Below are 20,026 nucleotides of genomic sequence, written 5' to 3' on the forward strand. Positions count from 1 at the left end.
GCACGCCCGCGGGCGTGCGCTCACCGGCCGGGGCGGACCAGGCCCGTCTCGTAGGCGACCACCACCAGGCCGACCCGGTCGCGGACCCCGAGCTTGGCCAGGAGGCGTCCCACGTGGGTGCGCGCGGTCGCCGGGCTCAGGTGGAGCGCGGCGCCGACCTCCTGGTTCGACATGCCGCGTCCGACCAGGGCGAGCACGTCGCGCTCCCGGTCGGTGAGCACGTCCAGCCGGGAGGCGCTCCCGGGGGCGACCGCGGTGTCGGCGAGGCGCTCGATCACCCTGCGGGTGACCCCCGGCGAGAGCAGGGCGTCCCCCGCCGCCACGGTGCGGACCGCGTCCCGCAGCTGCCCCGGATCGGCGTCCTTGAGCAGGAAGCCGGAGGCGCCCAGCCGCAGCGCGGTGAACACGTTGTCGTCCTCGCCGAACGTGGTGAGCACGACCACCCGGACCCCGTGGTCCGTCGACGTGTCGACATGTGCGTTCGCGGACCTCCCGGACGCGGGGCCGCCGCGGCGCTCCAGCTCGCGGAGCACCGCCAGGCCGTCCATCGCGGGCATCTGGAGGTCGAGCAGGACCACGTCGGGGCGGTGGCGGTCGATGTCCACGAGCGCCTCGCGGCCGTTCTGGGACTCGGCCACCACCTCGATCCCCTCGTCGCGCTCCAACAGCGCGCGCACCCCGGTGCGGACGAGGGGCTGGTCGTCCACGAGCAGGACCCGGATCACCGGTCGTCCCCGAGCGGCAGCAGCGCGCGCACCCCGAACCCGCCGCCGGGCCGGGGCGCGGCCTCCACCGATCCGCCGACCAGGCGCACCCGTTCGCGCATCCCCGCCAGCCCGCTGCCCCCGGGGGACGCGACCGGCGCGGCCGTCCCCTCGTCGGTCACCGTCACGTCGAGCATCCCGTCCCTCCTGGAGAAGGCCACCCGCGCCCGGGGGGCGCGCGCGTGGCGCAGCGTGTTCGTCAGCGCCTCCTGGACGATCCGGTAGGCGGTCGCGTCCACCATGCCGGACATCTCACCGGGAGCGGGCGCCCCGGTCACCTCCACGTCCACCCCGGCCGCGCGCACCGTCGCCACGAGTTCGTCCAGGTGCGCGAGGGAGGAGACCCGGTCGCCGCCGGGGTCGGCCTCGCGCAGCGCGCGCACGGTGGCGCGCAGCTCGCTCAGCCCCGCCCGGGAGGCCCTCGCCACGTGGTCCAGCTCGGCGCGCGCGACGGGCACGTCCGCCGGGTCGTCGTCCAGGGCCTCCGCGGCCACCGCCGCGTGCAGGGACACCACGGAGAGGTGGTGCCCCACGGCGTCGTGCAGGTCGCGGGCGATACGGGTGCGTTCGAGCGCCAGGAGCTCGGCCGCCTCGGACTCGCGCGCCTGCCGGTCGAGGACCTCGATCCGCACGCGCTGCTGCTCGGCCCGGCGCCGCTGCCACCGCACGTGGCCCAGGGCCGCGGCCGCGCCCATGACGGCCACCGTGGTGGGCAGCTCGTACCCCAGGAGGTAGGCGGGGTCCTGCCCCTGCTGCACACGGGTGAACGTGGAGACCAGGACCAGCGCGGCGGCCAGGCCCACCGACCACAGGGTGCGTCCCGCCTCCGCGGCCGAGTACAGCGCGGCGGCCACCGGGACGGCCAGGCCGATGACGGGCAGCTGGAGCACGTAGTTGGCGACGACCAGGACCGAGGTGGCGACCAGGACCGCGACCGGCCAGCGGCGCCGGACCAGCATGAGCGCGCCGAGGACCCCGGCCACCCCGTATCCGAGCGGCAGGTTCCCCGTGTCGCTGACGTCGGAGGCGACCGCGATCGCCACCACGGCGAAGACGGCGAACCCGAAGAGCGCGTCGACCACGACGCCCCGGCGGTCACTGGGCATGCGGCGATTCTACGGACCCGGCCCCGTGGCGGCACGGGACCGGGGAACCGCGCCGCCACGCGTCCGGACGTAGGCCGCCGGGGACGCGGCGCGTAGCGGCGCGCGTCCGCGCGCGGACGCGCGTCCGGGGACCGGGCGCCTGGTGTCGGACGTCCCTTCACTGTCCCGGGTGGGACACCGCGCGCCGAGTCCGTGAGGTAGCCGTGGACCGCCGGCAGCCGCCCTCCGCCGAGCGCCCCGACGCCGACGGCCCGTTCGCCGGGGTCGCGTGGTCGCTGGTGCTGGGCCTCGGGGCGCTCGCCCTGCTGCGCCCCCTGACCGACGTCACCGGCGTCGCCGAGGCGCTGGGCCGGCCGTTCGGCCTCGTCGCCGTCCTGGCCCTGAACGCCCTGTGGGGGCTCGCGGCGGGCGCGTTCGCCCTGGGAGTACGGTCGGCCCTGGACGGCCGCCAGCGGCGACCCTGAGGGCTCCCGGGCCGCCTCCGGGGTCACGCGGCCTCCCGGGGCCGTCCCGCGCCTCCCGGCCGTTCCCCCCGCTGCCGGGGTCTCCGACCGCCGCGCGGACGCCGTCCGGCCGCCGGCGGGCTCCCACGGGGAAGGACCCGAAGGGCGCACGGCACCGCCTCCGACGCATACCCCACCCCCGTAACCTGGGGCGATGTCCCGAAGGGAATGCCCTGCGCCTACCATCGGTTGTGCTAACCAACTTCCCCTGAGGTCACACGGCGTGGCCAGGGCAGCGACTGTGTGAAGGGCCAACGAGCGTGAGTGACGTCCGCAATGTCATCATCATCGGTTCCGGACCGGCGGGGTACACCGCCGCCGTGTACGCCGCCCGTGCCGAGCTGCGACCCCTGGTGTTCGAGGGTTCCATCACCGCCGGCGGCGCGCTGATGAACACCACCGAGGTCGAGAACTTCCCCGGTTTCCCCGACGGTGTCATGGGCCCCGACCTCATGGACCACATGCGCAAGCAGGCGGAGCGGTTCGGCGCCGAGCTGGTGCCGGAGGACGTCACCGAGGTCGACCTCACCAAGCCGGTCAAGGAGGTCGTCGCGGGCGGTGAGACCTTCCTCGCGCACACGGTCATCCTCGCCACCGGCTCCGGCTACCGCGAGCTGGGCGTCCCCGGCGAGAAGGAGCTGTCCGGGCGCGGCACCTCCTGGTGCGCCACCTGCGACGGCTTCTTCTTCCGCGACCAGGACATCGCGGTGGTCGGCGGCGGTGACACCGCCATGGAGGAGGCCCTCTTCCTCACCCGGTTCGCGAGGTCGGTGACCGTCATCCACCGCCGCGACCAGCTGCGCGCCAGCCGCATCATGGCCGAGCGCGCGCACGCCAACGACAAGATCACCTTCCTCTGGAACTCGGCGGTCACCGAGGTCCTGGGCGAGGAGCGCGTCTCCGGCCTCAAGGTGCTCGACACCCAGACCGGCGAGACCAGCACCCTGGACGTGACCGGCCTGTTCGTCGCGATCGGCCACGACCCGCGCGTGGACCTGTTCGACAAGCAGATCGAGCTGGACGAGGAGGGCTACGTCAAGGTGGACTTCCCGTCCACGCGGACCAACCTGGAGGGCGTCTTCGCCGCGGGCGACGTCGTCGACCACCAGTACCGGCAGGCGATCACCGCCGCGGGAACCGGCTGCTCCGCCGCCCTGGACGCCGAGCGCTACCTCGCCGCGCGCGGCAACTAGAGGCGGTCGGCACCCGGGGCCCGGCCCCGGGCCCGCCGCCACCGACTCCCCCTCGCCCCCCTGCCCCGGACACGTCGAACCAAGGAGAACCATGTCCGCTGTCAAGCACGTCACCGACGCCACCTTCAAGGAGGAGGTCCTCTCCAGCGACAAGCCCGTCCTGGTGGACTTCTGGGCCGACTGGTGCGGCCCGTGCAAGCAGATGGCCCCGGTCCTGGACAAGCTGGCCGACGAGTACGGCGACAAGATCGAGGTCGTCAAGCTCAACACCGACCAGAACCCGGAGACGCCGCGCTCCTACAACGTGCTGTCCCTGCCGACGATGAACCTCTACAAGGACGGCGAGGTCGTCAAGCAGATCATCGGCGCCAAGCCCAAGCGCCTCCTGGAGAAGGAGCTCGCGGAGTTCCTGTAACCCGGAACCCGCCGCACCCGCGGCTCCTCCGCAGGACGGTACGGCGAAGGGCCCCCGAGATCCCTGGGATCTCGGGGGCCCTTCGCCGTACCGGGGCGTCTCCGGGCGGTGATGTTTCACGTGAAACATCACCGCCCGGAGGGGCTAACCCATCTGGCTGATGATGCGCTCCAGGTCCTCGTGCGTCGCGAACTCCACGACGATCCTGCCCTTGCGCTTGCCCATGTTGACCTTCACCGTGGTGTCCAGCCGGTCGGAGAGGCGGGAGGCCCACTCCTCGACCTGGGGAGGGTTGGCGGTCCGGACGGGGGCGCGGCGGACCCTCTCCTCCTCGGGCTCCTCCCTCAGGGCCACCATCTCCTCCAGGGAGCGGACCGAGATGCCCTCCTCCACCACCCGGGCGGCGAGGCGGTCCTGGAGGTCGGGGTCCTCGACCTTCAGCAGCGTCCGCGCGTGCCCGGCGCTGAGCACACCCGCGGCCACGCGCGTCTGCACCTTGGGCGGGAGGGTGAGCAGCCGCAGGGTGTTGGTGATGTGCGAACGGGACCGGCCGATCCGCTGGGCCAGCTCCCCGTGGGTGGCTCCGAAGTCGTCCAGCAGCTGCTTGTAGGCGGCCGCCTCCTCCAGGGGGGTGAGCTCCTGCCGGTGCAGGTTCTCCAGGAGCGCGTCGCGCAGCAGCTCGTCGTCGTCGGTGCTGCGGACGATGGCGGGGACGCGGGTGAGCCCCGCCTCCTTGCTGGCCCGCATCCGGCGCTCGCCCATGATGAGTTCGTACCGGGGGCCGCCCTCACCCTCCAGCTTGCGCACGACGATGGGCTGGAGCAGGCCGACCTCGCTGATCGAGTCCCGCAGCTCCTCCAGGGCCTGGTCGTCGAAGTACTTCCGCGGCTGCCGGGGGTTGGGGATGATCGAGCTGAGCTCGACCTCCTCCAGGTACGTCCCGTCGGGCAGGGCTTCCACCCGTGGCTCGACGGGCTGGGTCTCCTCCTCGGGGACGGAGACCGGGGCGGGGGCCGCGGGCCCCTGTGGGATGAGCGCCCCCAGTCCCTTGCCCAGTCCGCGCCGCTGCTGGCTCACCGGCACCTCCACACTCCTCTTCCGCTTGTCAGACCTTGGCCCTGTGGGCGATCTCCCGGGCGGCTTCCAGGTAGGCCACCGCACCGGTGGAAGCCGGGTCGTACGTCATCACCGACTGGCCGTAACTGGGCGCCTCGGACACCCGGACGCTCCGGGGGATCAGCGTCCCCAGGACGGTGTCCCCGAAGTGCGAGCGCACCTCGTCGGCCACCTGCTGGGAGAGCCTGGTCCGGCCGTCGTACATCGTCAGCAGGATGGTGCTGACCGCCAGCCCCGGGTTCAGGTGGGACTGGACGAGCTCCACGTTGCGCAGCAGCTGACCCAGACCCTCCAGGGCGTAGTACTCGCACTGGATCGGGATCATGACCTCGTCGCACGCCACCATCGCGTTGACCGTCAGCAGGCCGAGCGAGGGCGGGCAGTCGATGAGGATGTAGTCCAGGTCCGAGGTGTCGTAGGCGGCGAAGGCCCGCTTGAGCCGGGCCTCGCGCGCGACGAGCGAGACCAGTTCGATCTCGGCGCCCGCCAGGTCGATGGTCGCCGGGGCGCACCAGAGGTTGGGGATGTCCGGGACCGGCTGGGCGAGCTTGCGGATCTCCTCGTCCTCCACCAGGCAGTGGTAGATGGACCGGGTCTGGTTGTCGCGCTCCATGCTGAGGGCGGTGGACGCGTTGCCCTGCGGGTCGAGGTCGACCACGAGGACGCGCTGTCCGTGCATCGCCAGGGCGGCCGCGATGTTGACCGTCGTGGTGGTCTTGCCGACCCCGCCCTTCTGGTTGGCCACACTGATCACCCGGCATTCCTTGGGCCGGGGCCAGATGTCGTCGGGCCCGCGAACCGCCATGGCCTCGTGGGCCGCACGTGCGAGCGGAGTCTCGGGAACCCCGGACGGTGTTTCACGTGAAACATCGAGCAGGTCTCCGTAGGAGGATGTTTCACGTGAAACACCGGGGTTGTCGGATGGGTTCACGAAGGAGTTCACCTCTTCCGTCCGCGCTTCTTCTTGCCGCCGCGCGCCTTCGGCGCTGGCGGACCACCGGTCACCGTGACGCGAACGACCGTGGTAGCGGGATCGACTTTACCCCGCCCCACCCTGATCACATCGCTAACGCTGGGCCGCAGTTTCGAAACGTCTTCCTCCGCGGCGGCCAGTTCGGCCTCCGCCTGCTCCCCCTTGAGCGCCAGCAGGCTGCCGCCCTCGCGCAGGAGGGGCAGGGACCACCCGGCGAGTCGGCTGAGGGGAGCGACCGCGCGGGCGGTGACGAAGTCGGTGTAGACCTCGCCGTGCGCCTCCTCGGCACGGCCGCGCCGCACCTCCACGTTGGGCAGCTCCAGGATTTCCACGGCCTCGTCGAGGAAGACCGTCCGGCGCAGCAGCGGCTCCAGCAGCACCATGCGGATGTCGGGGCGCAGCAGGCCGAGCACCAGCCCGGGCAGTCCGGCGCCCGAGCCGACGTCCACCACCTCCGCGCCCTCGGGAAGCAGCTCCTCCACGACGGCGCAGTTGATGAGGTGCCGCTCCCACAGGCGGGGGACCTCGCGCGGACCGATCAGGCCCCGGCGCACCCCGTCGTCGGCGAGCAGTTCGGCGTAGCGCCGCGCCGTCGGCAGGGAGGTGCCGAAGACCGCCTCCGCCTCCGCCGGGGGAGCGGGGAGCGCGGCGCCGGACTCCTCAGTGCCCGAGGTCATCGGTCACCACCTGTGAACTCGTCCATCATCACTTCCATGTCGGTTCGCCACGGCGTCCGCGCACACGGCGGGACCGGTGGGCGAAGGGGGACGCGCAGCGGCGCGGAGAAAAGGGATCCACCCTGAATCCTACGCGCGGGAGGACACCGCGGTTTCACGTGAAACATCCACGGCCCCCGCTTCTGCCTTCCCCGCCCGCGGTCCGACCACACATGGCGAGAAGTCGACAGAGCCACATGCCGACACCGCGAGGGGATCCACACGGCGGAGGCCGGGCACAAGCGGAGGGGGTGGCGATGTTTCACGTGAAACATCGCCACCCCCTCCGGGGTGTCCGCGCCTAGGAGGCGGGCCGCACCACCACGTAGCGGTGGGGCTCCTCGCCCTCCGACTCGCTGTGCAGACCGGCGGCGGCCACCGCGTCGTGCACGACCTTGCGCTCGAACGGGGTCATCGGCTCCAGGGGCTGGGTCTGGCCGGTCTCCTTGGCCTTGTTGGCAGCGTCCGTCCCGACCTGGAAGAGCACCTTGCGGCGGTCCTCGCGGTACCCGCCGATGTCCAGCATCAGGCGGCTGCGCTCACCGGTGGCCCGGTGCACCGCCAGCCGGGTGAGCTCCTGGAGGGCCTCCAGGACCTCGCCCTTCTCCCCGATCAACTCGTCGAGGGTGGCGCCGACGACGGAGACCATCGCTCGGTCGCCCTCGACGTCCATGTCGATGTCGCCGTCGAAGTCCGCGATGTCGAGGAGCCCCTCGATGTAGTCCGCGGCGATGTCGCCCTCGTTCTCCAGGGCCTCGACATCGATTCCGGCCTCAGGCGCCTCAGCCACCGCTACGCCACCGCTCTCTTCCTCGCTACTTGCCACAGCGATCCCGTCTCCTCATCCCTCACGCCCTGGCCGCCGTACGCCTCAGGGGCAGTGTCGCCTGCGCACTCGAACGCCTTCTCGGCCGGGAGCCGCAGAACCTAGTGCGAACCACCACCGGCCCGCTTGGAACGCGGCTGCTTCTTCGGCTGCTTGCGTTCGATCTTAGGCTGTTCCTTCGGCTCAGGAGCGGATTCCGCCGCCTTCTTTCGGCTGAGCATGCCCTTGGCGGAACCGTTGGCGGACGCACCGCTCTTGGCCTTGGCCTCGTCCTGGCCGGGGGCCGGCTGCCTGCTGTAGAGGAAGTGCTGCTGCCCCATGGTCCAGACGTTGGAGGTGACCCAGTAGACCAGCACACCCACGGGCATCATGAGACCGAAGAGCCCGAACAGGGGCGCCATGTACATCATGATCTTCTGGGTCTGCATCATGGGGTTGTCGGGCATCTGGGAGACGCTGCGCTTCATGCTCTGGCGCATGGTGAGGAACGTCGTCGTACCCATGATCACGCAGGCGATCGCGATGATGACCTTGGCCATGATCGGGTCGGACGCGCCGAGCGCGAGGAGCTCCTCGGGGGAGCTGTTGAACTGGGCCGCGACGGGCGCCTCGAAGATGAGCGCCGCACGCGCGCTCTCCACCAGCTCCGGGGTGAAGTTGTACTGGGCGTTGCCCTCGGCGACGCTGCGCAGCACGCTGAAGAGCGCGAAGAAGACCGGCATCTGCAGGAGGAGCGGCAGGCAACCCATGATCGGGTTGGTGCCGCTCTCCTGGTAGAGCTTCATGGACTCCCGCTGCAAGCGCTCCTTGTCGTGCTTGTAGCGCTCGCGGAGCTTCAGGATCTTGGGCTGGATGTCCTGCATCTTGCGCTGCGTGTTCATCTGCTTGACGAACAGCGGCACCAGCAGGAGCCGCATGAGCACGGTGAGCAGGATGATCGACAGACCCCAGGCCCAACCGCTGTCCGTGTCGAGGCCGATGTAGGTCAGACCCGCGTGGATCTGGACCAAGATCCAGCCGACGATGTTGTAAAGCCAGTCCAGCACCGGCCAACTCCTATGTGATTCGCTTCAGCTACTGGTCCCCGGGAGGGGTTCCGGTGTGGCCGGCTCCGCCCGCAGACTCCTCGGACTCCCCGTTCCGGCGCCCCCTGGGCGGCGGAACCGGATCAAGCCCCCCCGGATTGAAGGGGTGGCAACGGGCGATACGCCGGGCTCCCAACCACAACCCGTACAGAGCTCCGTGCACGCGCAGCGCCTCGACGGCGTACGCGCTGCACGAGGGGTAGAAACGGCAGACCGGGGGGAAGAGCGGGCTGATGAAGCGCTGGTAACCCCGGATGGGCAGGATCAACACGCGCGCGAACACCGTCGGTCTGTGCTCGGTCATCGGCCCCACCGCTCTCCGCCCTCGTCCGGGCGTCGGTCCCCTGCTGTCTCGCGCACCGCGGGATCGGCCGCCGGGGGCCGAGGTCGGCCCCGGCCGGACCGGCGGCGCGACGACGTCCCGCGGGGGCGCGTCGCCGCGGCGATCGCGCTGTCGAGTTGGGCGGCCAGGTCCTCGTGCCGCGCGGTGGCGGCGGCGGGTCGGGCGCGCACTACAAGCAGGCTACCGTTTGGCAGAACAGCCAACCGAGACCGCATCAGGTGGCGCAGTCTGCGCTGTACGCGCTTGCGCACCACCGCTCCCCCGACCGCCTTGCTGACCACGAACCCGACCCGCGGGGGGTCGGCGTCCGCGACACCGGAGGGCGGGGGGAGGTAGACGACGCCCAGGCAGTCCCTGGACGCGCGCCGTCCCGAACGCATGACGGAGCCGAACTCGGCGCTGTGGCGCATCCGGTTCCTCGGCGAGAGCATCGGCTTCCTTCGTGCTTCGGTACTTCTCCCACGACAAAGGGACCGGCCGGCGAGAAGGCCGGACGGTCCCGAAGGGCTTGGTGCTGGGCGTGGCCTAGTGGCTCACGGTCAGCGCCGCGCGCCCCTTGCGACGGCGCGAGGCGATGATGGCGCGACCGGCGCGCGTACGCATGCGCAGCCGGAAGCCGTGGACCTTCGCGCGACGCCGGTTGTTCGGCTGGTACGTACGCTTGCTCACTACTGGCTCCAGGGGCGTGTCAGGATAAGTACTACGACAGACCCCCAGGATATGCGGGGCCTACGGGTGCATGAGCCGTGGCCGCGTCTCCGTGCGAACACGGGCGCAGGCAGATCGTCGGCATAAGCATAAAGAAGATACGACCTGGTCCGGCCGGGGTCAAATCGGGCCTGTGGACGGCGGTTCCCCACGTCCGGCCGGGCCCCTCCCCTCCCCCGCGTCCTCCCCGGTCCCCGCCTCCGCTCTCCCCCGCGGACGGGCGGCGCGGAACCCGCACCCGCCTCTTCGCCGCCCCGCCCTGTGGACGACTCGTTGTCCACAGGCGTGTGAGACTTCCACACCCCCCGGTGTCTGTGGATAACCTCAGCCTGTGGATAACTTGCCCCTCGCGTCGGTCGGCGCTCCCCCGATGCCGGGAGCGGTCCTCGTACGCACCTTCTGATCTGCACATTGTGGATAACTCTGCGCTGCGCGCGGAGATCTGCCATCCTGTGGACAAGCCTGTGGAAAACCTGTGGACAACCTTCTGAAGCTGTGGATACAGGGCTTGTGCGCGCAGAGGCGCAGCTCAGGGGGCAGTGAAGTTATCCACAGGCACATAACCACCCAAACAAGCTGATTTCGCCCCCTGACCCGACCCGGCACCGCCGTGGGAGGAGGACAATGGGAAGTCGCTCCCTGCGGCCCCAGGTCCCCGCGAGCGCCCACCCGACCGACGCGCCACGGGCTCCGCCGTGGTCACCACGCCCCCTTCCGCCCCCCACTCCGCACCGCACAGACCCGTACCGAAGGGACAAGCACCCATGGCAGGTCGTCTTGGCTGACGCGCAGGTCAACCTCGCAGTGGTCTGGTCCAGCGTCCTGGACGGGATCGACAACGACTCCCTCCCCGCGCACCAGCGCGCATGGCTGCCGCAGACCCGTCCGCTGGGCCTGATCGAGGACACCGCGCTCATCGCGGCGCCCAACGAGTTCACCAAGAAGGTGCTGGAGACACGCCTGTACCCGGCGATCAGCAAGGCGCTCTCCGCCCACCTGGGCCGGGAGATCCGGGTCGCGGTGACGGTCGACCCGACCGCGGTGCCGACCCCGCCGCCCACCCCGACGCCGCCCGCCGCCCCGGGGCCCCAGGGCCCGCGCAGCGTGGAGGGCCACACCGCGCCCGCCTTCTCCCCCGTCGTGCCGGGCACCGCCCCGGGCCCGACCCGGCCGACGGCTCCCCCGGCGGCGCCCGCGGACGCCCAGCGGGCCGTGCCCGGCTCCCGGGGACAGCACGCGCGTCCGGCAGCCGAGGCGGCCGAGCAGCCCGCACCGTGGCCCTCGGCCCCTGCTCCGGCCCCGGAGCAGGCCGACCTGCTGGGACCTACGCCCCCGGCCGACCCCTCCCCCACCGACGAGGCGCCGCACACGGTCCGCGACGCGCCCGCGCCCTGGGTCCAGCAGACCTTCGCCTCGCCCCAGGAGACGCCCACCGCGCCCCCGCTGTGGGAGCAGCCCTCGGCGCTGGAGCGGCCGCAGGAGCCCGCGGGGTGGCAGCAGCAGTCCTGGACGGACCCGGAGTGGGACCGGCCCAACCGCTGGGAGACCCCGCGGGAGGAGGCGCCCGCACCGGGGGCGGAGGCGGCCGAGGAGGCCGCGCCGCCCGCTCCGGAGGCCGTGGAGGCCCCCGTGGAGGACGAGGCCCCGAAGGCCCCCTCCTCTCCCCCGGGGCGCTCGCAGGAGGTCCCGCCGGGCGAGCACGCGCGCCTGAACCCGAAGTACACCTTCGACACCTTCGTCATCGGCTCCAGCAACCGCTTCGCGCACGCGGCGTCGGTGGCGGCCGCCGAGGCTCCGGCCAAGGCCTACAACCCGCTGTTCATCCACGGCGGTTCGGGGCTGGGCAAGACCCACCTGCTGCACGCCATCGGGCACTACACGCACCGCCTCTACGAGGGTTCGCGGGTGCGGTACGTCAGCTCGGAGGAGTTCACCAACGAGTTCATCAACTCGATCCGGGACGGCAAGGCGGACGGGTTCCGCCGCCGGTACCGCGACATCGACGTGCTCCTGGTGGACGACATCCAGTTCCTGGAGAACAAGGAGCAGACGCAGGAGGAGTTCTTCCACACCTTCAACACGCTGCACAACTCCGACAAGCAGATCGTCATCTCCAGCGACCGGCCGCCCAAGCAGCTGACCACGCTGGAGGACCGGATGCGCAGCCGGTTCGAGTGGGGCCTGCTCACCGACGTCCAGCCGCCCGAGCTGGAGACCCGGATCGCCATCCTGCGCAAGAAGGCCGCGCAGGAGGGGCTGGCGGCCCCGCCCGAGGTGCTGGAGTTCATCGCGAGCAAGATCTCCACCAACATCCGGGAGCTGGAGGGCGCGCTGATCCGCGTGACCGCCTTCGCCAGCCTGAACCGGCAGTCGGTGGACCTGGACCTGACCAGCCAGGTACTGCGGGACCTGGTGCCCAGCACCGAGGTCCCCGAGGTCACGGCGGGGGCGATCATGTCCCAGACGGCCGCCTACTTCGGCCTGACGGTCGAGGACCTGTGCGGGACCTCGCGCTCCCGGGTGCTGGTGACCGCCCGCCAGATCGCCATGTACCTGTGCCGGGAGCTGACCGAGCTGTCCCTGCCCAAGATCGGGCAGCAGTTCGGCCGCGACCACACCACGGTCATGCACGCCGAGCGCAAGGTCCGCGGGCTGATGGCCGAGCGCCGGTCCATCTACAACCAGGTGCACGAGCTCACCAGCCGGATCAAGGACCAGCCCTCGCTGACCTGATCCACAGGCTGTGCACGAGCCGCGGGGCGGCCTCCGGGACGGGGGCCGCCCCGCGGCGTTCGGTCCGCGGCCCGCCGCGGTGTGTCGGCCTGTGGACACGGCCACCTGTCGACACGGCTACCTGTCGACACGTCCCCAAGGCGACGCAGTCCCAAGGCGGCACACGTTATCCACAGGGCCCCACCACGCCTGCGACCGAGTTATCCACAGGCTTGTGCGCACGAACGCCCGCCTCTGGAGGGGTTCGCCGCCTCTGCCGACCTCCGGACGGGTTCGTGCCCGGCACGCCCTGTTCTCCCTGTTTTCCAGGCCTTCCGGAGCCGCTGTTGCCCTTCCCACACCTGGTCGGAGGCCTCCGAGCCGGTGTTCGGCGCGCGGAAGGGGAATCGTCCCTGTGGACAAACCTGTGCACAGACCCTTTGTCGGGGTTCGGGTGTTCTGTGGAGGGGCTCGGAAAAAAATTTTGGCGCTCTCTCGCCCAAGTTATCCACAGGAGGGGGGTCAAATCTGTGGACAACCCTGTGGACAACCTGTGGAAAAGCGCGCCGAGCCTGTGGGTAACCACCCCCGTCCCTGTGGACACGGCGGTGGGTCATCCGATGACTGAACCACCGATCCTTGTGGAGAACCTGGGGAAAACCTGTGGACGAAGCTGTGGACGGAGTGTGGAAAACCTGGGGACGACTTCGTTCGTCCACAGGCGGGCCAAGTTACCCACAGGGTTACCCACAGGCCCTGTGGACAAAAATCCGCAGGTTGACCTGCGAAAACAAGGGTTATCCACACTATCCACAGGCCCTACTACTACTGCGCACCTTCATTAACCAAGATGTGGCTTCACAACCGCTCCGCGGAAAATCTGTGGACAACTCTCCGAGACAGGCGCGACGACAGCCCGGTGCTGAGCTGTCAGCGGCAGCGGGTGAATCCGGGTAACGTGTGGTCTCGCCCCTGTCCTCCGCCGCCCGCATCCGAGCGGTGACCCCACACGGGATCCGAGACAGCTCCCGGCGCCACCGGCGCGGCCTCCACAGCCCTGTGGACGGAGCCCTCGGCGGACCCACAGATCCACGAGCTGCAACGTTGAGGCTTCGACCGGTACGCCGGTCGTGCGGAAAGTGAGTCGGAAAGTGAAGTTCCGGGTCGAACGCGACGTACTGGCCGAGGCGGTCGCCTGGACCGCGCGCACACTCCCGACGCGCCCCTCGGTGCCGGTGCTCGTCGGCATCCTGCTGGAGGCCGGTGAGTTCGACGGCCGCCAGCAGCTGCGCCTGTCCGGCTTCGACTACGAGGTCTCCACCCAGGCCGCGGTGGACGTCGAGGTCGAGGAGCCGGGCACGGTCCTGGTCACCGGCAAGCTCCTGGCCGAGATCACCCGCAACCTTCCCGCACAGCCTGTGGAGGTCTCCACCGACGGCGCCAAGGTCGTCGTCACCGGCGGCAGCGCGAAGTTCACCCTGACCACCATGCCGGTGGAGGACTACCCCACGCTCCCGGAGATGCCCGGTGTGAGCGGGACCGTCGGCAGCGACGCCTTCGCCGCCGCGGTCAGCCAGGTGGCCGTGGCCGCCGGGCGCGACGACACCCTGCCGATGCTCACCGGCGTGCGCGTCGAGATCGAGGGCGAGACCATCACGCTCGCCTCCACCGACCGCTACCGCCTGGCCGTGCGCGAGTTCACCTGGAAGCCGGAGAACCCCGACCTGTCCGCGGTCGCGCTGGTCCCGGCCAAGACCCTCCACGACACCGCCAAGTCGCTCACCTCGGGCGCCGAGGTCTCGATCGCCCTCTCGGACGGCGGCTCCGGCGAGGGCATGATCGGTTTCGAGGGCGGCGGCCGCCGCACCACGACCCGCCTGCTCGACGGCGAGTTCCCCAAGTACCGGGCGCTGCTGCCGGACACCTTCAACTCGGTGGCCGAGGTCAGCCGCTCCGAGTTCGTCGAGGCGGTCAAGCGCGTCTCGCTGGTCGCCGAGCGCAACACCCCGCTGCGGCTGTCCTTCAGCCAGGGCCAGCTGGTCCTGGAGGCGGGCACCGGCGAGGAGGCGCAGGCGGTCGAGGTCCTGGAGGCCGACCTGGACGGCGACGACATCCAGATCGCCTTCAACTCCGGGTTCCTCCTGGACGGGCTCGGCGCCATCGGCACCGACGTGGCCCGCCTGCACTTCACCACCTCGACCAAGCCGTCGATCCTGACCGGCAAGCCCGCGGAGGAGGGTTCCTCCCCCGAGTACCGCTACCTGATCATGCCGGTGCGTCAGCCGGGCTGATCCGCGGCCGGTCCGATTGACTGGCACCTGCCGGATCCGGTCCGCGACCCGGGCCGGCCGGCGTCCATCCACAGGCGGCGAAGGGGAGCAGAGCAACCATGCAGCTCGGAATGATCGGTCTCGGCAAGATGGGCGGCAACATGGCCGCCCGGCTGCGGGAGAAGGGCCACGAGGTCGTCGGGTACGACGTCGCCTCGCCGGAGCGCGACGTCGACACCCTGGCCGGACTGGTCGAACGGCTGGCCGCCCCCCGGGTGGTCTGGGTGATGGTCCCCGCGGGTGACCCCACGGCCGCGACCATCGCCGAACTGGGCGAGCTCCTGGACGAGGGCGACCTCGTCATCGAGGGGGGCAACTCCCACTACGCGGACGACCGCATCCGCGCCAAGGCGCTCGCGGAGAAGGGCGTCGGCTACCTCGACGCCGGTGTCAGCGGCGGTGTCTGGGGCCGCCAGAACGGCTACGGCATCATGGTCGGCGGCCCGGCCGAGGAGGTCGCGAAGGCCCGCCCGGTCTTCGACTCCCTCGTGCCCGAGGAGGGCGTGGGCTTCGTCCACGCCGGAGCGGTCGGCGCCGGACACTTCGTCAAGATGGTCCACAACGGCATCGAGTACGGCATGATGCAGGCCTTCGGCGAGGGCTACGAGCTCATGGTCGCCTCCGGCCTCGTGGACGACGTCCCCGGCACGTTCGAGAGCTGGCGCGAGGGCACCGTGGTGCGCTCCTGGCTGCTGGACCTGCTCTCGCGGGCCCTGGAGGAGGACCCCGAGCTGTCGCGCCTGCGCGGCTACGCCGAGGACTCCGGCGAGGGCCGCTGGACCGTCCAGGCCGCCGTGGACCTCGCGGTCCCCGCCCCGGCGATCACCTCCTCCCTGTACGCGCGGTTCGCCTCCCGCCAGGACGACAGCCCGGCGATGAAGGTCGTGGCGGCCCTGCGCAACCAGTTCGGCGGACACGCCGTGCACCGCGCCGAGACCTCCGACGACATCGACGTCTGAGGCGTCCTCCCGCCCCCGACCCGGGGACGCAGCCCACGGGCCGTCCCCGGGAGCGACCCCTTCCCCCGACCGCCGCCGCCCCAGGAGGAAGGCCGGATGTACGTATCCCACCTGCAACTGGCCGACTTCCGGTCCTACCGTGAGGCCCTCGTCGAGCTGGGCCCCGGCGTGAGCGTGTTCGTCGGCGCCAACGGCCAGGGCAAGACCAACCTGGTCGAGGCGATCGGCTACGTGGCCACCCTCGGCAGCCACCGGGTCTCCTCCGACACCCCGCTGGTCCGCCAGGGCGCCCCCCGCGCGATCGTCCGGGCCAAGGTGGTGCGCGACGAGCGGTCCATGGTGGTGGACCTGGAGCTCAACCCCGGCAGGGCCAACCGGGCCCGGATCAACCAGGCGCCCGCGGGCCGCCCGCGCGAGGTCCTGGGGATCCTGCGCACCGTGCTCTTCGCCCCGGAGGACCTGGCCCTGGTCAAGGGCGACCCCGGCGAGCGGCGCCGGTTCCTGGACGACCTGCTGGTGGCGCGCGCGCCCCGGATGGCTGGCGTGCGCTCGGACTACGACCGGGTGCTCAAGCAGCGCAACGCCCTGCTCAAGTCGGCCTCCGGCCGGATGTTCCGCCAGCGCTCGGCGCCCGACCTGAGCACGCTGGAGGTGTGGGACTCCCACCTGGCGGAGACGGGCGCGGAGCTGCTGGCGGCGCGGTTGGAGCTGGTGGAGGAGCTGCGCCCGAGAATCGCCGAGGCCTACGCCGGGCTGACCGACTCCGGGGGCCCGGCCGTCCCCGACTACCGCAGCGGCGCGGTCCCCGAGGGGGTTGAACCGCCGACCGGCCGTCCACAGCTTGTGGAAATCCTGCGCGCGGCCATGGTCGAGGCCCGCGACCGCGAGCTCCAGCGCGGCGTCAGCCTGGTGGGCCCGCACCGCGACGACCTGGTCCTGCGACTGGGCGGGATGCCCGCCAAGGGCTACGCCAGCCAGGGCGAGTCCTGGTCGTACGCCCTCTCGCTCAAGCTGGCCGCCTTCGACCTGCTGCGCTCCGACGGCGACGACCCGGTGCTGATCCTGGACGACGTGTTCGCCGAGCTGGACAGCGAGCGCCGTCGCAGGCTGGCCGAGCGCGTCGGCGACGCCGAACAGGTCCTGGTGACCGCGGCCGTGCCCGAGGACATCCCCAAGGAGCTGGACGGGGCGCGGTTCGGCGTGCGCGAGGGGGGCGTCGCGGGTGAGTGAGCGTTATCCACACCCTGTGGACCGGGGATCGGCCTCCGGCGCGGCCGACCACGGCGGCGGAGGCCTCCGTCCACAGCCTGTGGACGGAGCGCGGCGTCCGTCGGAGCCGGGGCCGTCGGCTCCCCCCGCCCCGACGGGGGCCGACCTGGCCCGCCAGGCGCTCGCGCGCGCCCGGGCCGAGGCCAAGGACCGCGGCGCGGTGCCCCGGGGCCTCCAGCGCTCGCGGCGGCGTGGCCGGTTGCGGTCACGCAACGAGCCCCAGATGTTCGGTGAGGCCGTGCGCACGTGGCTGATCGAACACGGCTGGCAGGAGCAGGTGGCCATCGGCGGCGTGTTCGGCCGCTGGGCGGACATCGTGGGCGATTTCAACGCAGAACACCTGCGGCCTGAGAGCTATTCGGACGGGGAACTGGTCGTGGTGGCCGATTCACCCACCATGGCGGCCCACGCGCGAGCGATGGTGCGCGATCTCATGCGCCGTCTCAACGAGGAGCTGGGCGACGGCACGGTCGTCGCCATCAAGGTCCGCGGCCCCGGTTTCCGGCGCCGCTGAGGCGCGTCCGCCCGGGCCGCGGTACGGGGGTATCCGTTTCCTCCCCTTTCGCGGCCTATGGATATCCCCAGGTGAACGCCGTTCCGGAGGATGTCCGGCGCGGCCGGGGAGGGGTGCGGGCCGCGCCGGGGTCGCCGCTCGCCGCAGGCGCCACTCAACCGCACCGGGACTTGCGCGCAGCCCCTCCCGCGTGTAGGGAGTCGTCTCCCTCCCTGAACGTTCGTTGTGAGGCGGCACAGGGCCGCCAATGCCACTTTGTCGCACCGTGCGGGGTATCATGGAGACGGTTCTTCAGACGCCTGTAGCCGGTCCCACGCCCCCAGAAGAGGGTGGGCGGACGGCCCCTGTGGCGAACGGTGATCCCCCAGGTGTCGCGGCACGCAGACCCTCCCGATCACCGTGTCACGGGTGACCGTCGCCGCTCGGCCGCGGTCGGCAGGCGTCCCCAGCAGGAGGGTGTTCCCACTTGGCCTACGACGCAGGTTCAATCACGGTTCTGGAGGGGCTTGAGGCGGTCCGCAAGCGCCCCGGAATGTACATCGGTTCCACAGGGGAGCGGGGCCTGCACCACCTGGTCTACGAGGTGGTCGACAACTCCGTCGACGAGGCGCTGGCGGGCCACGCCGACGCCATCGAGGTGACCCTGCTGGCCGACGGCGGCGTGTGCGTGGCCGACAACGGCCGCGGCATCCCCACCGATCTCCACCCGGTGGAGAAGCGCCCCGCCGTCGAGGTCGTCCTCACCACGCTGCACGCGGGCGGCAAGTTCGACGGCAAGTCCTACGCGGTCTCCGGCGGTCTGCACGGTGTCGGCGTCTCCGTCGTCAACGCGCTGTCCACCGCGCTGGAGGTGGAGATCCGCCTCCACGGGCACGTGTGGCGCCAGCGCTACGAGATGACCGCGCCCACCGGCGAGCTCGTCAAGGGCGAGAGCACCGACGAGACCGGCACCCAGATCACCTTCTGGCCGGACGGCGGCATCTTCGAGACCACCACGTTCTCCTTCGAGACGCTCGCCCGCCGCATGCAGGAGATGGCCTTCCTCAACAAGGGGCTGTCCATCACCATCCGCGACGAGCGGCCCGAGCACACCGACGGCGGACCGACGGTCAACACCTTCCACTACGACGAGGGGCTGTCGGACTACGTCCGCCACATCAACGCCAAGAAGGAGCCGGCGCACGCGTCGATCATCTCCTTCGAGGAGGAGGGCGAGGGGATCTCGGTCGAGATCGCCATGCAGTGGAACCAGTCCTACACCTCCTCCGTGCACACCTTCGCCAACACCATCAACACGGCTGAGGGCGGCACGCACGAGGAGGGCTTCCGCTCCGCGCTGACCACCCTGGTCAACCGGTACGCCCGCGACCAGAAGCTGCTGCGCGAGAAGGACGACAACCTCACCGGCGACGACATCCGCGAGGGCCTGACCGCCATCATCTCGGTCAAGCTGGCCGACCCGCAGTTCGAGGGCCAGACCAAGACCAAGCTGGGCAACACCGAGGCCAAGTCCTTCGTCCAGAAGGTCACCAACGAGCACCTGCGCGACTGGTTCGAGCGCAACCCCGGCGAGGCCAAGGACATCGTGTCCAAGGCCAGCCAGGCCGCACGCGCGCGCGTGGCCGCCCGCCAGGCCCGCGACCTGACCCGCCGCAAGACGCTGCTGGAGACCACCTCCCTCCCGGGCAAGCTGTCGGACTGCCAGTCCACCAACCCGGAGGAGTGCGAGGTCTACATCGTCGAGGGCGACTCGGCCGGCGGCTCCGCCAAGGGCGGCCGCAACCCGCACAACCAGGCCATCCTGCCCATCCGGGGCAAGATCCTGAACGTCGAGAAGTCGCGCATCGACCGCATCCTCAAGAACGCGGAGGTCCAGGCGATCATCACCGCCCTGGGCACCGGCATCCACGAGGAGTTCGACGCCGAGAAGCTGCGGTACCACAAGGTCATCCTGATGGCCGACGCCGACGTCGACGGCCAGCACATCCGCACGCTGCTGCTCACCCTGCTGTTCCGCTTCATGAAGCCGCTGGTCGAGGCCGGGAACGTCTACCTGGCCGCGCCGCCGCTGTACAAGATCAAGTGGGACCAGAAGGGCAGCGACGCCAGCTACGCCTTCTCCGACGCCGAGCGCGACCGGGTCATCGAGGCCGGGATCGCCCAGGGCAAGAGGGACCCGCGCCCGCGCGACATGGTGCAGCGCTTCAAGGGTCTGGGCGAGATGAACGCCAACGAGCTGTGGGACACCACGATGGACCCGGACCGCCGCGTCCTGCTCCAGGTCAGCCTGGAGGACGCGGCCCAGGCCGACGAACTGTTCAGCGTGCTCATGGGTGAGGACGTCGAGTCGCGGCGCGCCTTCATCCAGCGCAACGCCAAGGACGTCCGCTTCCTGGACATCTAGGCGGTGTTTCTCGGACCTCCGCTTCGCCTCGGTCCGTGTTCGGGCGCCCGAACCGGCCCCCGCGGGCTGAGACCGGTCCGAGAGACACGG

The 20,026-nt window shown here is 71.1% G+C and carries 19 protein-coding genes; 9 read left to right on the forward strand and 10 right to left on the reverse strand.

The window, feature by feature from the left end:
- Positions 1-20 precede the first annotated feature (20 nt).
- Positions 21-725: a response regulator transcription factor gene (locus EV372_RS10745; protein WP_130395892.1), complete on the reverse strand. Its 705-nt coding sequence runs from the start codon at positions 723-725 to the stop codon at positions 21-23.
- Positions 722-1,870: a sensor histidine kinase gene (locus tag EV372_RS10750; protein WP_130395893.1), complete on the reverse strand. Its 1,149-nt coding sequence runs from the start codon at positions 1,868-1,870 to the stop codon at positions 722-724. The genes EV372_RS10745 and EV372_RS10750 overlap by 4 nt, the downstream gene beginning before the upstream one ends.
- A 203-nt stretch (positions 1,871-2,073) precedes the next feature.
- Between EV372_RS10750 and EV372_RS10755 the strand changes: the two genes are divergently transcribed.
- The 3 genes from EV372_RS10755 to trxA all read left to right on the forward strand — a co-directional run bounded on the left by EV372_RS10755 (position 2,074) and on the right by trxA (position 3,981).
- Positions 2,074-2,334: a hypothetical protein gene (locus EV372_RS10755; RefSeq protein ID WP_130395894.1), complete on the forward strand. Its 261-nt coding sequence runs from the start codon at positions 2,074-2,076 to the stop codon at positions 2,332-2,334.
- A 299-nt stretch (positions 2,335-2,633) separates the two neighbouring features.
- Entirely contained in the window at positions 2,634-3,566 is a 933-nt protein-coding gene (trxB, locus tag EV372_RS10760) for a thioredoxin-disulfide reductase (protein ID WP_013155849.1), read from the forward strand.
- 91 nt (positions 3,567-3,657) lie between these two features.
- On the forward strand, positions 3,658-3,981 hold the full coding sequence (gene trxA, locus EV372_RS10765; RefSeq protein WP_019609527.1) for a thioredoxin: 324 nt from the start codon (positions 3,658-3,660) through the stop codon (positions 3,979-3,981).
- 144 nt (positions 3,982-4,125) lie between these two features.
- Here the strand turns inward: trxA and EV372_RS10770 are convergent, their stop codons facing one another.
- From EV372_RS10770 to rpmH, 8 genes are all read right to left on the reverse strand, one after another.
- On the reverse strand, positions 4,126-5,058 hold the full coding sequence (locus tag EV372_RS10770) for a ParB/RepB/Spo0J family partition protein (RefSeq protein ID WP_165435979.1): 933 nt from the start codon (positions 5,056-5,058) through the stop codon (positions 4,126-4,128).
- 28 nt (positions 5,059-5,086) lie between these two features.
- Positions 5,087-5,902, reverse strand: a complete 816-nt coding sequence (locus tag EV372_RS10775) for a ParA family protein (protein ID WP_197044403.1) — start codon at positions 5,900-5,902, stop codon at positions 5,087-5,089.
- Between the two features lie 134 nt (positions 5,903-6,036).
- Positions 6,037-6,747, reverse strand: coding sequence for a 16S rRNA (guanine(527)-N(7))-methyltransferase RsmG (gene rsmG / locus EV372_RS10780; RefSeq protein ID WP_130395896.1), 711 nt, complete (start codon positions 6,745-6,747; stop codon positions 6,037-6,039).
- A gap of 340 nt (positions 6,748-7,087) precedes the next feature.
- Entirely contained in the window at positions 7,088-7,576 is a 489-nt protein-coding gene (locus EV372_RS10785) for a Jag family protein (protein WP_019609531.1), read from the reverse strand.
- 137 nt (positions 7,577-7,713) lie between these two features.
- Entirely contained in the window at positions 7,714-8,658 is a 945-nt protein-coding gene (gene yidC, locus EV372_RS10790; RefSeq protein ID WP_130395897.1) for a membrane protein insertase YidC, read from the reverse strand.
- A 28-nt stretch (positions 8,659-8,686) separates the two neighbouring features.
- Positions 8,687-9,001 (reverse strand): membrane protein insertion efficiency factor YidD, encoded by a 315-nt coding sequence (yidD, locus tag EV372_RS10795; RefSeq protein WP_026338384.1) that lies wholly within the window; start codon positions 8,999-9,001, stop codon positions 8,687-8,689.
- Positions 8,998-9,471 (reverse strand): ribonuclease P protein component, encoded by a 474-nt coding sequence (rnpA, locus tag EV372_RS10800; protein ID WP_130395898.1) that lies wholly within the window; start codon positions 9,469-9,471, stop codon positions 8,998-9,000. The genes yidD and rnpA overlap by 4 nt, the downstream gene beginning before the upstream one ends.
- A gap of 94 nt (positions 9,472-9,565) precedes the next feature.
- The gene (gene rpmH, locus EV372_RS10805) at positions 9,566-9,709 is read right to left on the reverse strand and encodes a 50S ribosomal protein L34 (protein ID WP_013155858.1); all 144 of its coding nucleotides are present in this window, start codon (positions 9,707-9,709) and stop codon (positions 9,566-9,568) included.
- A gap of 816 nt (positions 9,710-10,525) precedes the next feature.
- On the opposite strand from rpmH, the gene dnaA reads away from it, so the two are divergent.
- The 6 genes from dnaA (at position 10,526) to gyrB (ending at position 19,936) form a co-directional block, all read left to right on the forward strand.
- Positions 10,526-12,481 carry a chromosomal replication initiator protein DnaA gene (dnaA, locus tag EV372_RS10810; protein ID WP_130395899.1) on the forward strand — a complete coding sequence of 652 codons (1,956 nt, stop codon included), beginning with the start codon at positions 10,526-10,528 and terminating at the stop codon, positions 12,479-12,481.
- Positions 12,482-13,611: 1,130 nt separating this feature from the next.
- Positions 13,612-14,751, forward strand: a complete 1,140-nt coding sequence (gene dnaN, locus EV372_RS10815; RefSeq protein WP_130395900.1) for a DNA polymerase III subunit beta — start codon at positions 13,612-13,614, stop codon at positions 14,749-14,751.
- Positions 14,752-14,849: 98 nt separating this feature from the next.
- Positions 14,850-15,749, forward strand: coding sequence for a phosphogluconate dehydrogenase (NAD(+)-dependent, decarboxylating) (gene gnd / locus EV372_RS10820; RefSeq protein WP_130395901.1), 900 nt, complete (start codon positions 14,850-14,852; stop codon positions 15,747-15,749).
- A 96-nt stretch (positions 15,750-15,845) separates the two neighbouring features.
- Positions 15,846-16,979 carry a DNA replication/repair protein RecF gene (recF, locus tag EV372_RS10825; protein ID WP_130395902.1) on the forward strand — a complete coding sequence of 378 codons (1,134 nt, stop codon included), beginning with the start codon at positions 15,846-15,848 and terminating at the stop codon, positions 16,977-16,979.
- Between the two features lie 79 nt (positions 16,980-17,058).
- Entirely contained in the window at positions 17,059-17,532 is a 474-nt protein-coding gene (locus tag EV372_RS10830) for a DciA family protein (protein WP_174546430.1), read from the forward strand.
- 466 nt (positions 17,533-17,998) lie between these two features.
- Entirely contained in the window at positions 17,999-19,936 is a 1,938-nt protein-coding gene (gyrB, locus tag EV372_RS10835) for a DNA topoisomerase (ATP-hydrolyzing) subunit B (RefSeq protein ID WP_130395903.1), read from the forward strand.
- Positions 19,937-20,026: the final 90 nt, after the last annotated feature.

Source organism: Nocardiopsis sp. CNZ308 (assembly GCF_004217075.1).

What these genes read in the sequence shown, in the direction of transcription:
- EV372_RS10750 (WP_130395893.1), bottom strand. Translation starts at nt 1,870, where the DNA reads ATGCCCAGTGACCGCCGGGGCGTCGTGGTCGACGCGCTCTTCGGGTTC.
- trxA (WP_019609527.1), top strand. Translation starts at nt 3,658, where the DNA reads ATGTCCGCTGTCAAGCACGTCACCGACGCCACCTTCAAGGAGGAGGTC.
- EV372_RS10775 (WP_197044403.1), bottom strand. Translation starts at nt 5,902, where the DNA reads ATGGCGGTTCGCGGGCCCGACGACATCTGGCCCCGGCCCAAGGAATGC.
- rsmG (WP_130395896.1), bottom strand. Translation starts at nt 6,747, where the DNA reads ATGACCTCGGGCACTGAGGAGTCCGGCGCCGCGCTCCCCGCTCCCCCG.
- yidD (WP_026338384.1), bottom strand. Translation starts at nt 9,001, where the DNA reads ATGACCGAGCACAGACCGACGGTGTTCGCGCGCGTGTTGATCCTGCCC.
- rnpA (WP_130395898.1), bottom strand. Translation starts at nt 9,471, where the DNA reads ATGCTCTCGCCGAGGAACCGGATGCGCCACAGCGCCGAGTTCGGCTCC.
- gnd (WP_130395901.1), top strand. Translation starts at nt 14,850, where the DNA reads ATGCAGCTCGGAATGATCGGTCTCGGCAAGATGGGCGGCAACATGGCC.
- recF (WP_130395902.1), top strand. Translation starts at nt 15,846, where the DNA reads ATGTACGTATCCCACCTGCAACTGGCCGACTTCCGGTCCTACCGTGAG.